This is a genomic window from Geomonas sp. (assembly GCF_035254065.1).
Taxonomy (GTDB): Bacteria; Desulfobacterota; Desulfuromonadia; order Geobacterales; family Geobacteraceae; genus Geomonas.
Genome location: NZ_DATFBA010000048.1, coordinates 1 through 14,148 on the forward strand (window position 1 = coordinate 1; position 14,148 = coordinate 14,148).

General features: G+C 66.7%; 13 protein-coding genes. 11 read left to right on the top strand and 2 right to left on the bottom strand.

Translation table 11 applies throughout. The features are described 5' to 3' along the window. The coding region (locus VJ604_RS19345; RefSeq protein WP_414652383.1) for a cytochrome c3 family protein at positions 1-111 on the top strand (111 nt) is incomplete at its 5' end. 160 nt (positions 112-271) lie between these two features. On the opposite strand, the gene VJ604_RS02630 is transcribed toward VJ604_RS19345, so the two are convergent. Further along, positions 272-547: a cytochrome c7 gene (locus VJ604_RS02630; protein ID WP_324079836.1), complete on the bottom strand. Its 276-nt coding sequence runs from the start codon at positions 545-547 to the stop codon at positions 272-274. A gap of 123 nt (positions 548-670) precedes the next feature. After that, entirely contained in the window at positions 671-1,081 is a 411-nt protein-coding gene (locus tag VJ604_RS02635; RefSeq protein WP_324079837.1) for a hypothetical protein, read from the bottom strand. A gap of 533 nt (positions 1,082-1,614) precedes the next feature. Here VJ604_RS02635 and VJ604_RS02640 point away from each other — a divergent pair. The 10 genes from VJ604_RS02640 to VJ604_RS02685 all read left to right on the top strand — a co-directional run. Beyond that, positions 1,615-1,770, top strand: a complete 156-nt coding sequence (locus VJ604_RS02640) for a hypothetical protein (protein ID WP_324079838.1) — start codon at positions 1,615-1,617, stop codon at positions 1,768-1,770. 129 nt (positions 1,771-1,899) lie between these two features. Continuing rightward, on the top strand, positions 1,900-2,877 hold the full coding sequence (locus VJ604_RS02645) for a sigma-70 family RNA polymerase sigma factor (RefSeq protein ID WP_324079839.1): 978 nt from the start codon (positions 1,900-1,902) through the stop codon (positions 2,875-2,877). Between the two features lie 14 nt (positions 2,878-2,891). Further along, a complete protein-coding gene (locus tag VJ604_RS02650; RefSeq protein WP_324079840.1) occupies positions 2,892-3,386 on the top strand; it encodes a response regulator transcription factor in 495 nt (164 codons plus the stop codon). 195 nt (positions 3,387-3,581) lie between these two features. Further along, the gene (locus VJ604_RS02655) at positions 3,582-8,210 is read left to right on the top strand and encodes a CheR family methyltransferase (RefSeq protein WP_324079841.1); all 4,629 of its coding nucleotides are present in this window, start codon (positions 3,582-3,584) and stop codon (positions 8,208-8,210) included. 2 nt (positions 8,211-8,212) lie between these two features. Next, positions 8,213-8,617 (top strand): response regulator, encoded by a 405-nt coding sequence (locus tag VJ604_RS02660; RefSeq protein WP_324079842.1) that lies wholly within the window; start codon positions 8,213-8,215, stop codon positions 8,615-8,617. A 197-nt stretch (positions 8,618-8,814) separates the two neighbouring features. Next, positions 8,815-9,291, top strand: a complete 477-nt coding sequence (locus VJ604_RS02665) for a chemotaxis protein CheW (RefSeq protein WP_324079843.1) — start codon at positions 8,815-8,817, stop codon at positions 9,289-9,291. Further along, the gene (locus VJ604_RS02670; protein WP_324079844.1) at positions 9,288-10,943 is read left to right on the top strand and encodes a CheR family methyltransferase; all 1,656 of its coding nucleotides are present in this window, start codon (positions 9,288-9,290) and stop codon (positions 10,941-10,943) included. The genes VJ604_RS02665 and VJ604_RS02670 overlap by 4 nt, the downstream gene beginning before the upstream one ends. A 171-nt stretch (positions 10,944-11,114) precedes the next feature. After that, the gene (locus VJ604_RS02675; RefSeq protein WP_324079845.1) at positions 11,115-11,738 is read left to right on the top strand and encodes a chemotaxis protein CheW; all 624 of its coding nucleotides are present in this window, start codon (positions 11,115-11,117) and stop codon (positions 11,736-11,738) included. A gap of 62 nt (positions 11,739-11,800) precedes the next feature. Further along, complete coding sequence (locus VJ604_RS02680; protein ID WP_324079846.1) at positions 11,801-13,645, top strand: HAMP domain-containing methyl-accepting chemotaxis protein; 1,845 nt, start codon at positions 11,801-11,803, stop codon at positions 13,643-13,645. A 57-nt stretch (positions 13,646-13,702) separates the two neighbouring features. Further along, positions 13,703-14,148, top strand: a 446-nt coding sequence (locus VJ604_RS02685; protein ID WP_324079847.1) for an Hpt domain-containing protein, incomplete at its 3' end; no start/stop codon positions are given.

The following is a 14,148-nucleotide window of genomic DNA, read 5'->3' on the forward strand; positions in this document are numbered from 1 at the left end:
AGCTGCGTCTCCTGTCATAACCCCCATGCCGGCAACGCGACCTTCTTCCTGCAGAACTACAAGGAAGGGGCCGATCTGAGCACCTTCTGCCGCAGCTGCCACGCCATGTAACTTCCGCCCCAGCCCGGCTGGCCCCGCCACGGGAGGGCTGGCTGTTGCCGGCGGAGGGCGCTTACCTGCCGTTTGACCAAAAAAAAGTGAGGTGGCTGTTGCCCCCTCACTTTTTTCGTTCTATTTCTCAGCTGATTTTTTTCAGCTCAGGCTCAGCTTCCTACTTCTTGTGGCACTCGGAGCACTTGGTCGGGCCTGCACCCTTGTCGGCGTGGCAGCCTTTGCAGGTCTTGTGAGCCATGTCCTTGCCGAAGCCCTCGATCTTGCCCGGACCCTTCTCGTGGCAGATCTTGCAGTCCTTCAGCTGCTCCTGGTGCTTCTTGTGGTTGAAGGTGACGTTGCCGTTTTTAGCGGGGAGGGTGATGGTGTCTGCGGCAAACACTACGCCCGAGGTTAAAGCGAGAGCTGCTGCGGTGAGAACGATGATCTTCTTCATTTTTGCCTCCTGTTGAGTAGATTTTTTAGGCCTTAGATCAAACCGGCGATGAAAATAACATTTAATTAGCGCCTTGACCAGCAAAATCTCACAGTAATTATCGCTGCTCTGGAAGTTGCCGCCTCAGATGTGCTTCTCGATCAGCTCCTCGAGGATCTCGCCGATGGTGGTCCTGCGGCAGGCGGAGGCGATCTTCAGCTTGAGGTGCAGGTCCTCGCGGATGTTGGCGGTGAGGCGGACGTCCCCTGCCGGCACCAGCCCGGAGATCTTCTTGCCCTCCTCGACCTGGGCCGACTTCAGTCTTTTTTTGACCGGCACGGCCGGCTGGCCGGCCGCCTTCTTCACCTGAGCGGAGGCGGCCTTGGCAGGCGCCGCCTCGGCGCGCGCGGCCGGCGTCTTTCCGTTGTCTGCCGCGGACCCGGTCCTGGCGGGCGCCGGCCGTCCCTCTCGGGCCGGAGCGAGGGGCACCGGGACGGGTGACGCCTGCGGCGCCGGGATCTCCTCTCCGAACAGTCCCATCTGGGATTCCTCCATGACTCCTCCTTCCCCTCCTTTTTCCGCTCCCCATGTCCCGGAGGGCAATGGGCGGAGTATACCCAATCGCTGCCGCCGGAGCAAAGCTTTTCCGCGCTCTCCCTCTCCACCCGGCCGCTCCCCGCAGGTGTCGGCATCGGCCGGCTCCTCAGCCCGTCCCCTCCAGGTAAGGGGAGCACGGCCGGCTCGACCTCGCTTCGCTCCCCCCCGATGCCGGTCCCCAATACTGCTGACCGGCCTCCTCCCCCCCGCAAAAATCTGTGTGTCAAGCGCGGCCACCTGCAAATTTTTGGCACCCCCCGACATCCTCGTGATTACAACAAGTTAGCGGGGAAGTGCCGGCGCCGTCGGCTATTTTTTTGCACCCTTTCGTCCCTGTCTCGTTTCTGTACAGCAGCGGCAAAAGCCCGTCAAAACGATAGGTTAGCGAAAAGGCCCGCGGCTGGCACACTTCCTGATAGAGGTAGAGCACCCAACGCACTCCAGTTTCTTTGCTGTGCTTCAATTCAAACTGCTTCAAGGAGGTCGCTCCCATGACATGCCCGAAATGCAAAGGTAAAATGTTCGCCGAGAAATACTATGACTTCGTAAGGTCCTTTGACGCCTGGAAATGCATCTGCTGCGGCGAGATCGTAGACCCCACCATCCTGGCCAACAGGATGAGAAGCTTCCACAGCCACCTCGGCTAAGTTGTTGGCTCAGGCCTCCCCTCGGGTGAGCCGCTCGAGCCGATAGGGCCATACCGACACCGCCGGCGATCCGCCCCCGGAGGCACCGCTCCGGTTCGAGCGCCGGGCACTGCTACAGGAGCAACTGATATGAAATGTGATGAATTCGATGAACAGGAACCGCTCTTCACGGAAGTGCAGGGTCTCGACGAGGTAGAGGAAAGCGATGCCGAGGATCCCCTCGAGCCGGCCGAGGCCGAGGAGGAGGAGATCCGCTCCGCATCGGTCGAGCACTACGACGACGCCATCAAGCTCTACCTGCGCGAGATCCAGAAGACCAAGCTTTTGAGCGCCGACGAGGAGAAGGAGCTGGCCGCCAGGATCTACAAGGGGGACCAGGCTGCCCGGGAGAGGATGATCGTCTCCAACCTCCGGTTGGTGGTCAAGATCGCCAAGCGCTACATGAACCGCGGCCTCCCCTTCCTGGACCTGATCGAGGAGGGGAACCTGGGGCTTATCAAGGCGGTGGAGCGCTTCAAGCTCTCCAAGGAGTGCCGCTTCTCCACCTACGCCACCTGGTGGATCAGGCAGTCCATCGAGCGCGCCCTGGTCAACCAGTCGCGCACCATCAGGCTGCCGGTACACATCTCCGACGACATCAACCGCATGATGCGGGTGACCCGCGAGCTGGTGCAGAGGATGAACCGCGAGCCGAGCGTGAAGGAGGTCGCCGACGCCCTGGAGGTCGACATCTCCCACGTCAGGAAGCTCATGGTGCTCCTCAAGAAGACCTATTCGATCGAGCGCCCGCTGGGCGACAACAACGACTACTTCCTGATCGACACCATCGAGGACACCTCCACCGTGTCGCCTGCCGCGCTCCTGGAGGACCTCAACAAGTACGAGCTGGTCTCCCAGTGGTTCGACACCCTCTCGGAGAGCGAGAAGAGGATCCTGACCCTGCGCTTTGGCCTGGAGGACGGCGAGCCGCAGACCCTGGATACCATCGGACGCGACTTCGGGGTGACCCGCGAGAGGATCAGGCAGATCGAGGCCAAGGCCCTGGAGAAGCTCAGGGCGCTCATGGAATTGAACGACGTGGCGCGGGTGAGGGCGAGCGCGGTGTAAACGGAGCGAGACGGATGGGAGAAGCCAGGAAAGTCCGCGGGGCCGGAACCCGCCTGCACCAGGGAATCAGGACCGGGCTCGACGCCCTGAGAAACCCCGGCTCTCCCCTGTCGGTACTGATCGCCGAGGACGACCAGGTGACCAGCCGGACCATGGGGCTGATGATCGCCTGGGAGTTCCCCCACCTCACGGTGGACACGGTGGACAACGGCGAGCGCGGGGTCGAGCTGTTCAGGCAGCGGCTCCCCGATATCGTGATCGCCGACCTGGACCTGCCGGGCAAGGACGGCCTGCAGATGGCCGCCGAGATCAAGACGCTCAAGAAGGAGACGCCGCTCATCGTGGTGACCGGCTGCTCCGACCGCACCCAGCTGGCCAGGCTGTGCGAGATCGGGGTCAACCACTGCATCCTTAAGCCCTACAAGGTCCAGGAACTGTTCGCCGCCATCGAAAGCTGCATCGCCCAGCTCACCAAGGAAACCGACGTTCGCAGTTACACGCTGTTCTAGGCGGACCGCCAACTTTTCAGGCAACCTGTAGCGTAGAGCCGCATACGCCACCTCAACTCCCCGCCCCCGGAGCCTTTCCGGAGGGGAGTTGAGGGAGGGCACGTTTCGGCTCTTTTGGCGCTGGTGTGGTTCCATCCTTAGCCGCGGGATCCAAGCCGCGGACTCCGCTCACCCCACCTTCCGAGCAGGGAGACTATGACCGAAGAAGCATCGCCCAAAGGGGACGGCAGCGCCCCCCTCTCCGAGGAACTCCTGTGCGCCGTGCTGGAGACGGTCAAGAACACCGTCGGCCACGACTTCGGCTCCTACAAGAGAAGCACCCTGCTGAGGACCGTTGCGCGCCGGATGGCCGCCAACGGCCTGCTCCGCGGGGAGGAGTACCTCGCGCTGCTCGATAACAGCCCCCGGGAGGCGCGCACCCTTTGCCGTGAAAGCCTGATCCAGGTCACCGGCTTCTTCCGGGACGTCGAGGCCTTCGCCGCGGTGGAGCGCGAGGTGATCCCGCGCCTGTTCGAGGGGCGCGACCCCGAGCAGCCGGTGCGCATCTGGCACCCCTGCTGCGCGACCGGCGAAGAGGCCTACTCCATGGCCATGCTGGTCAGGGAGTACCTGGACAGCCGCGGGCTGCCGCACCGGGTCCGCCTGTTCGCCACCGACCTGGACGAGGATTCCATCGTCCGGGCCCGCTCCGGCCTCTATACCGATGAGGTGGTCGCGGGGCTTAGCGGGTCGCGGCTGAACGCCTTCTTCACCAGGACCGGCAGCGGCTGGCAGGCGAGCGGCCCCTTGCGCGAGATGATCGTCTTCGCACCCCACAGCCTCATCAAGGACCCTCCCTTCTCCTGTCTCGACCTCTTGGTCTGTCGCAACTTCCTGATCTACCTCCTCCCCGAAATGCAGAAGCGGCTGATCGCCCTCTTCCACCAGGCGCTCAACCCGGGCGGCTTCCTCTTCCTGGGTTCCGCGGAGACCGCCAACCGCTGCGAGGGGCTCTTCAGCACGCTCGACCAGCGCTGGCGGATCTTCCAGCGCCAGGAGCCCACCCGCCGCCCGCCGCTCACCCTCCTGCCGGAAAAGTGGACGAGAGAGCCCCGGCTGCCGGAGAGCGAGGAACAGACCTCCTCCGATCGGCGCCCGGGGCGCGTGACAAGGGTGCTCCCCGCTGCCGAGCGAGTCGATGCACTTCGTTTTACGGCGGCCTCTCAGCTGGCTGAACGCTACGCGCCCCCCTTCCTGGTGGTCGACCAGCAGGGCTCCCTGCTGGAGGTCTCTCCCCGTGCCGCCCGTTACCTCACCGTTCCCCCGGGCGAGGCGGCGGGGGAGGTGAGCGATCTGGTGCTGGAGGAGCTGCGCGCCCCACTGCGGGCAGCCCTGGCCCAGGTTCTCTCCGGGGGGGAGGCTGCTCTTTTCCCGGGCATCCCGCTCCCCTCTGCTGCCGGCGGTGGGAGGGTGGACCTCGCGGTGGAGCCCCTCGAGCCGCCGGCGGGAGAGGGCGCCACCGTGCTGTTCGCCGCGCTCCCCTTGGCGGGCCCGCCGCCGGATGGGCCGGAAAGGGTGCAGGGGGGTGGCGGCAAGCGGCGCGTGAGGGAGCTGGAGGAGCGGCTCTCCGGCGCGAGCCGCCAGCTCTGGGAGGTGGCCCGGCAGCTGGAGGGGGCCCGGGAGGGATACCTGTCCGTCAATGAGGAGCTCCTCTTCGTGAACGAGGAGTTCCACTGCGCCAACCAGGAGCTGGAGCGCTCGCGGGGCGAGCTGAGGGCGCTCAACGAGGGGCTGATCGCGCTGAACCTGGAGCTGCAGGGGACGGTGGACGAACTCCACGAGGCCCATGCCGACATGGAGAACCTGCTGGCCAGTTCCCGGATCGCCACGCTCTTCCTGGATCGCGAGCTCCGGGTGAAACGGTATACCCCGGCCCTTGCCGAGATCTTCCCTCTCACCCCTGCCGAGCTGGGGCTCACGCTGGCCGAGGTGGCGGACACCTTGAGCTGGCCGGGTCTTGCCGCCGACGCCACCGGCGCGCTGGACAGCCGGCTCCCGGTGGAGCGGGAGGTGGCTCTCCCCCAGAGCGGGCACTTCCTGCTGCGCGCGCTCCCCTACCTCGACCGGGGCGGGGAGGTGGACGGGGTGGTGCTCACCCTGGTCGACATCAGCGAGAGGAAGCGGATGGAGGACGCCCTGCTGGTGGCCAAGCAGCAGTGGGAGCGGACCTTCGACGCGGTCCCCGACCTGATCGCCATCCTGGATGACCGCCAGCGCATCGTGCGCGCCAACCGGGCCATGTCCGAGCGGTTGGCTATCCCGGCCGAAGGCGCGCTGGAACCGATCTGCTACCACTGCGTGCACGAGGCGCTGGAGCCGGTGGGGGCCTGCCCCCACCTGCTCACCATGCAGGACGGCCTCCAGCACTCGGTCGAGATCCACGACGAGCGGCTGGGCGCCGACTTCCTGGTGACCACCTCGCCCCTTTTGGACGAGGAGGGGCGCCGGAGCGGATCGGTGCACGTGGCGCACGACATCACCCAGCGGAAAAAGACCGAGGAGGTGCTGAGGAGAAGCGAGGCGGAATTCAGGACGCTGGCCGACGCCATCCCGCAGCTGGCCTGGATGGCGGGAGCCGACGGCTGGGTCTACTGGTACAACCAGCGCTGGTACGAGTACACCGGCGCAAGCGAAGAGGAACACAAGGGGTGGGGGTGGCAGTCGATGCACGACCCGGAGCTGTTGCCGGCCGTCCTGGAGCGCTGGCGGCAGTCGATCGCCACCGGCGAGGACTTCGACATGACCTTCCCGCTCAAGGGGGCCGACGGCGGCTACCGCTCCTTCCTGACCCGGGTGCTGCCGGTGCGCGACGAGCAGGGGAGGGTGAGCCGCTGGTTCGGCACCTCTACCGACGTCACCGAGCGGATCAGGGGTGAGCAGGCCCTGCACCACGGCAACCTCCGCCTGAACCTGATGGCCCGGACCGCCGCCGAGCTGCTGGCCACCGACGCCCCCCGCCGCATGCTGGAGTCGATCTGCCGGAAGGTGATGGAGTTTCTGGAGTGCCACGTCTTCTTCAACTACCTGGTGGAGGAGGAGACCGGCTGCCTCCTTCTCAACGCCTACGCGGGGGTCGATAAGGCACAGGCGGCGGCCGTGGAGTGGCTCGATTACGGAGCGGGGATCTGCGGGGTATCGGCGCGCGACGCCTGCCCGGTGCTCGCCGAGCAGATCCCGGAGAGCGGCGACCCCCGCACCGCCCTGCTCTTCTCGTGGGGGATCACCGCCTACGCCTGTCACCCCTTGATCGCCCAGGGGCGCGTGCTGGGCACCGTCGCCTTCGGCACCCGCGCCCGGACCCGCTTCGCCGAGGAGGAGGTCTCCCTCATGAAGTGGGTGGCCGATCTGCTCTCCATCGCCATGGAGAGAAAGCGGATGGAGGCCTCCTTGCGCGCGGCCCACGACCAGCTGGAGCAGCGGGTCAGGGAGCGGACCGAGGAGCTGGCCAGTGCGGTGGCGACCCTGCAAGGGGAGATCGCGGAAAGGGAGCGGGCCGAGGAGAGCCTGCGCCGCCTGAACCGGCTGTACGCGGTGCTGAGCGAGGTGGACCAGGCCATCGTGCGGGCCCGCGACCGGCGCAGCCTGTTCCGTGACGTCTGCCGGGTCGCGGTCGCCCACGGCGGTTTCCTGCTGGCCAGGGTCGGCCTGCTGGAGCCCTCGGGCGGCAAGGTGGTCACCGCCGCCGCCAACGGGGCGACCGCCTACCTCGCCGACATCGAGGGGCTCGCCGAGGCCGGGCAGGAGGGGCCGACCGCCCTTTCCATCAGGGAGGGGAGCTTCTGCATCTGCAACGACTTCCAAAAGGACCCGCGCACCCGCCCGTGGCGTGAGCAGGGGAAACGGCACGGCATCCGCGCCTCGGCCTCCATCGCCATCCGGGAGGAGGAACGGGTGGTGGGTGCCCTCACCCTCTACGCCGCCGAAAGGGACTGCTTCGACCGGCAGCAGGTGGCGCTCTTGCAGCAGATGGCGGACGAGATCTCCTTCGCGCTGGACAACTTCCGCCGGGAGGCGCGCCGCCGCGACGCCGAGCTCGCCCTGCAGCAGGAGACGCTGGAGCGCTTGCGGGCGGTGGAGGCGCTGCGCGAGCAGGAGCGGATGCTGATCCAGCAAAGCCGCCAGGCCGCGCTGGGGGACATGATCGGCAATATCGCCCACCAGTGGCGGCAGCCGCTCAACACGCTGGGGCTCATGCTGCAGGAGCTCGCCATGTGCTACGATTTCGGCGAGTTCAGCAAGGAGCACCTCACCGACACGGTGGAGAACTCCATGCAGGTCCTGAAGCACATGTCGCAGACCATCGACGACTTCAGGAACTTCTTCCGCCCCGAGAAGGAGAAGGTCTCCTTCCGGGTACGCCAGGTGATCGAGAGGGCGGTCGCCATCGTGGAGGCGAGCCTCAAGGAGCACCGCATAGACCTGGAGCTCTCCACCGTCGGGGACCCGCTGATCGAGGGCTACCCCAACGAGTACTCGCAGGTCATCCTGAACGTCCTCTTGAACGCCAGGGATGCCTGCACGGAGCGGGGGGTGAGCGACCCCCTGATCCGGGTGCGGGTGGCCGAGGCCGGCGGCCGCTCCCTGGTGAGCATCGAGGACAACGCCGGCGGCATTCCGGAGGAGATCCTGGAGAGGATCTTCGAGCCGTACTTCACCACCAAGGGGCCGGACAAGGGGACCGGGGTCGGTCTCTACATGTCCAAGGTAATCACCGAAAAAAACATGAACGGCAGGCTGTCCGCCAGAAACCGTGGTCAGGGCGCCGAGTTCACCATCGAGGTTTGAGAATGAGGTACCCGGAGGGAAGCGGCCACCACGAGCCGTGCATGCTGCTGGTGGAGGACGAGGAGATCGCCCGTACCAGCCTGGCCCGGCTGTTGGGGATGCAGTTCCCCGCGGTCAGGCTGTTGAGCGCCGCCGACGGGGTGGAGGGGCTGGAGCTCTTCCGGCGCCACCGTCCGGGGCTGGTGATCACCGACGTCAACATGCCCAGGCTGAACGGCCTGGAGATGTCGCGCGCCATCCTGGCCGAGGCCCCGGCCACCCGTATCATCGTGCTTACCGCCTACTCGCACGCCGAATACCGCAAGACCGCCTCGGAGTGCGGCATTGAGCATTACCTGGTGAAGCCGGTCGACCGTCACGAGCTCTTCTCCGCCGTGCACGGCTGGCTCGCCCAACACGCCGGCTAACCCCCCAGGGGACTGTTCAGCAGCTGCCCGTCCCCCTGCTTTCCCGGCCGTCTGGACCCTCGCTCCGGCGCCCCGTAAGCCGATAGCACGACGGAACTTGTCGGCGACCGCCAAAATGGCAACTTTAGGCTTGAATTGTTGGCCGCTGTTATGTAATTTCCTAAGATTATTTGCTTAATAGCCCAGAGTCGACCGCCATGCCACTTTCACATTCAATCCGTGCCCACCTGCTGGTCTTCACCCTCGACAGGCAGCGCTACGCCCTGCGCCTTGACCGCGTGCAACGGGTGGTCAGGGCGGCGGCGGTCACCCCGCTCCCCAAGGCCCCCGAGATCGTGCTGGGAGTCCTGGACCTGCAGGGGCAGGTGGTCCCGGTGATCAACCTGAGGAGGCGCTTCTCGCTGCCCGAGCGGGAGATCAGAAGCGACGACCAGCTGGTGGTGGCCCGCGCCGGCGCTCTTACCGTGGCGCTCGCGGTGGACGGCACCGAGAGCGTCCTGGAGGAAGGGGAGCTGGAGCTCACTTCCCCCGAGGAGATCGTGGCGGGGACCTCCTTCCTGGAAGGGGTGGCCGCTACCCGGCAGGGGCTTTTGCTGATCCACGACCTGGAAGCCCTCCTCTTCCCGGCCGAGGAGAGCCAGCTCAGCAAGGCGCTCGAGGAGCGGGCGGGGTGAGCGGGCAAGGGACGGGGGAGACCATCCGGCTCTTCGCCCGTTTCGTGGAGAGATCGCTCGGCCTGCATTTTCCCGAGGACCGGCTGGGCGAGTTGCAGTCCAAGCTGGCCCCGCTTTGCCGCCGTGCCGGTTTCCAGGAGTTGAACAAGTACCTGCTCTGGCTGATGGCGGCGCCGCTTTCCCCCACCCAGCTGGAGACCCTGGCCGCCGGCCTCACCATCGGCGAGACCTACTTCCTGCGCGACCCCAACAGTTTCCGGGTGCTGGAGGAGCGGCTGCTCCCCGAGCTGATACCGGCGCGGCGCCGGGAAGGGAAGCGGCTGAGGATCTGGAGCGCCGGCTGCTCGAGCGGCGAGGAGCCCTACTCGATCGCCATCCTGCTCAGCCGGGCGATCCCCGACCTGGCCGACTGGCAGCTCGACCTCTTGGCGACCGACCTCAACCCGCAGGCCCTGGAGAGGGCCCGCACGGGGGTCTACGGCCAGTGGTCCTTCCGCAACGCGCCCGAGTGGCTGATGGAGTACTTCACCGCCAGGGAGAACCGGCGCTACGAACTTCTCCCGCGCATCCGGCAGATGGTGAGGTTCCAGCAGCTGAACCTGGCGGATCCCCAGGCGCTGGCGGCGGTGACGGCGGGGGGGCGGATGGACATCATCTTCTGCCGCAACGTCATGCTCTACTTCGACGCCGAGCGGATCACCTCCACCATGACCGCCTTCAATCAGGCGTTAGTGGACGGCGGGTGGCTGTTCGTGGGGGCCACCGAGCTCAACTACGGCAAGCTGACCGGCTTTAGCTGCCTGAACCTGGGGGGGGCGCTGGTCCTGCGCAAGCTCTCCGCACGGGAGGCGGCGGAGGCGGCCAAGGGAGATCACCCGGCGCACCCCGCCCGTCACCCGGCCAGCGGGTGGGGGCGCGGAACCCCGCCCGGGGGGGCTCGCCGCCCCACGCTCAGCATGCCGTCCGGGAGGGAAGGCCCCTCCCCGAGCGGTGGGCACCCCGCAGGGAAAGCCCCCTCCAGCGCGGCTGCAGCCACCGACGGCAGGCTGTCGGAACCGGCCGAGCGGCCGGGAGGCGGGCACCCGCCGCCGCAGCGGGCACAAGCGGCAGCCGCCAACCAGCAGCCGGTCGACCACTCTCCTGACCCGGCGCTGGAGCTGTTTCGCTCCGGACGGTACCGGGAGGCGGCCGAGAGGGCGGAACGGTCGGCCGCGGGGAGGGAAGGGACCGGGCAGGCGGAGTCCCTGGCGCTGGCCGCCCGGGCCTGGGCGAACCTGGGGAATCTTCCCCGCGCGCGGGAGTGTTGCGAGCGGGCGATCGCCTGCGAGCGGCTTTCCGCCGCCAGCCATTACCTCCTCTCCATCATCCTGGAGCAGCAGGGGGAACTGGATGGAGCGCTCCGTTCGCTCAAGCACGCCCTCTTCATCGACCACGACTATCTGCTCGCCTACTTCGCCCTCGGCAACATACATCGCCTGCGGGGGGAGCGGCAGGAGTCGGAGCGCAACTTCGTGAACGCCCTGCGCCTTTTGGAGCGGCGCCCCGCCGATGAGGTGCTCGAGGAGGCCGAGGGGCTGACCGCCGGGCGGCTCGCCCAGCTGGTGAAGGCGATGCTGAAGGCCGGCAAGGAGCGGGGGAAAGGGGAGCGCTGAGAGAGAACCCCGCCCTCACCCGGCCTTCGGCCACCCTCTCCCCCCAGGGGGCGAGGGGAACAGTAAAAAAGAGGAAGCTGCCATCGGAGCCCTCACCCCTGCCCCTCTCCCCTAAAGGGGCGAGGGGTGGCTGGGAACAGGTCACCAAGAGGCAGCATGAGGAGCTGAAGGATGGAAGAAGGCAAGCTGGCTTTCGGGCGCCGCACCACTGACTGGGGCGAGCTGCTCAAACGGCAGCAGGCGGCCGCCGAGGCGGTCTCCGGCGGACAGGCCCTGAGCCCCCAGCAGGAGCGGGACATCCTTGTCGCCCGCGCGGCGGAACTCGCCCTGCGCCCCGAAGAGGGAGGGGAGGAGGCCCGGCTGGAGTGCCTGGAGTTCCTGCTCTCCGGCGAGCGCTACGCGGTGGAGCTCTCCTTCGTCTCCCAGACGCTGCCGCTCACCGATTTCACGCCGCTTTTCTGCACCCCTCCCTTCGTGCTGGGGATCACCCACCTGCGGGGGAGGATCGTCTCCATCGTCGACCTCAGGCGCTTCTTCGAGCTCCCCACGGTCGGCCTCGCCGACCTCAACCGGGTCATCGTGGTGGGTAACGGCAGCGTGGAGTTCGGCCTCTTGGCGGACGCCATCAACGGGGTGGTCTCGCTCCCCCGGGCTTCCCTGCAACCCCCTCCCGACGCCTTCACCGGGCTTAGGGAGGAGTTCCTGGCCGGGGTCACCCAGGACCGGCTGGCGCTCTTGGACATGGGGAAGATCCTTTCCGACCGGCGCGTCATCGTGCACGAGGAGGTCGGCTGAGATGAAAGCGGCAGCTAACGTACGGCAAACTAACAGCAAACGGGGGTTCCATGCTGAGTAATATGAAGATCCGATCGCGGCTGGTGGCAGGCTTCGGCATCATCGTGCTGTTCCTGATCCTGCTCGGGGTCTTGTCCCTGAAGAACCTGACCGCCCAGGCCAACCTCTTCACCCAGTTTTACGACCACCCCTTCACGGTGAACAACGCCATCCACGAGGTGAACGACCACGTGGTGATGATGCACCGGGACATGAAGGACCTGGTCCTCTACGGCGACGATCCCCAGGAGTTCGCCCTGGCGCTCAAGGACGTGGACTCCAACGAGAAGGTGGTCTACGAGAACCTGGCCATTGCCAAGGAGCGCTTCCTGGGGGACAAGGCCAAGATCGACCTGATCAAGGAGGCGATGGACGCCTGGAAGCCGGTCCGGGCGAAGACCATCGAACTGGTCCGTCACCGCAAGATGGCCGAGGCTGCCCACTTCCACAGGACCTTCGCCCGCGAAACAGTCGCCAAGATCAACGGCACCATCTCCGAAGTGCTGAAGTTCACCATCAACAAGGCGCAGAGCTTCGAGACCGAAGCCAAGGAGACTGCCCGGAGCACCTTCGCGATCACCGCCATCCTGGTGATCCTGGCCGGGCTCTTCGCGGCGCTGATCGCCTCGGCCATTACCTCCTCCATCACCAGGCCGCTCACCGCCGCCCTGGACACCGCCGACCGGCTGGCCGTGGGGGATCTCTCCGCCGACGTCGGTTCCGACTCCCCCGACGAGATCGGCGGTCTGTTGCGCGCCATGGACAAGATGGTCCGTTCCCTGCGCCGCATGGGCGAGACCGCCAACCGCATCGCCTTGGGCGACCTGGAGGTCGAGGTGGTCCCCAACTCCGAGCGGGACGTCTTCGGCGTCGCCATGCGCGACATGGTCCTCTCGCTGAGGAGGCTCGCCGCCAGCGCCGACCGCATCGCGGCCGGGGACCTCACCATCGACGTGCTCCCCGCCTCCTCGAAGGACCAGCTGGGGAACTCCTTCTCCATGATGGCCAGGAACCTCCGCGAGCTGAACCTGGAGATCCGCGAGGTGGTGAACGTCCTGGCCGGCTCGGCCGCCGAGATCATGACCACGGTGAGCGAGCTCGCCTCCAGCTCGGCGGAGACCGCCGCCTCGGTCTCGGAGACCAACGCCACCGTCCAGGAGGTGCGCCAGACCACCGACCTCGCCTCCCAGAAGTCCAAGCAGGTCTACGAGAGCGCCCAGAACTCGGTGCAGGTGGCCCAGGCCGGGCGGGTATCGGTGGAGAACGCCATCGGCGGCATGCGCGGGATCGACGAGCGGATGGCCTTCATCGCCGAGCGGATCGTCCACCTCTCCGAGCAGAGCCAGGCGATCGGCGAGATCATCGCCACCGTCAACGATCTCGCCGAGCAGTCCAACGTCTTGGCGGTGAACGCGGCCATCGAGGCGGCCAAGGCAGGCGAACACGGCAAGGGGTTCGCCGTGGTGGCCCAGGAGGTGAAGAACCTTGCCACCCAGTCCAAGCAGGCCACCTCCCAGGTCCGCAACATCCTGGGCTTCATCCAGAAGGCGACCACCGCGGCGGTGCTCGCCACCGAGCAGGGGAGCAAGGCGGTAGAGACCGGCGTCAGGCAGTCGAGCGAGGCGGGCGAGTCGATCCGGCAGCTGTCGGCCGCCATCGAGGAATCCAGTAACGCCACCCTGCAGATCGTCACCTCCACCCAGGAGCAGGCGATCGGCATGGACCAGATCGCCATCGCCGTGCAGAGCATCAACCAGGCGAGCGGACAGAACGTCGAAGGTTCGCGCCAGATCGAGGCGGCGGCCAGGAACCTCTACGAGTTGAACCAGAAGCTCCAGCAGCTGGTAAGCCGGTACCACGTGGCATGACCCATCCCCTGCCGGTAGATAGCGCACGGCTCGAAGGCGTGCGCGCAGGGGGGCTGCATGGCTGACGCCGACAACCTGCTCCAGGAACTCCTGGCGGTCTTCAGGGAGGAGGCCCAGGACCACCTCGCCGCGCTCGGGCAGCTCCTGGTGGAGCTCGAAGCTGAGCAGGAGGAGGCTTCCCGCAAGCTCCTGGTGGAGACCGTGTTCAGGCGCATGCACACCCTGAAAGGGGCGGCGCACGCGGTCAACCTGGTCGAGGTGGCCGAGGGGTGCCAGGACCTGGAGGACCTCCTGGCGGAGGTCAAACGGGGTGAGCGTGAGCTGGAGCGCGAGCTCTTCGACCGCCTGCACTTAGGCCTGGACGCGCTGACCGCCCAGATCTTCGGCGGGGAGGGGGAACCCCATCCTCACCCCTACCCTCCCCTTGAAGGGGAGGGGGCTCAAGCTCCCGTTGGGGAGGAGGCTCAAGCTCCCGTTGGGGAGGAGGCTCAAGCTCCCGTTGG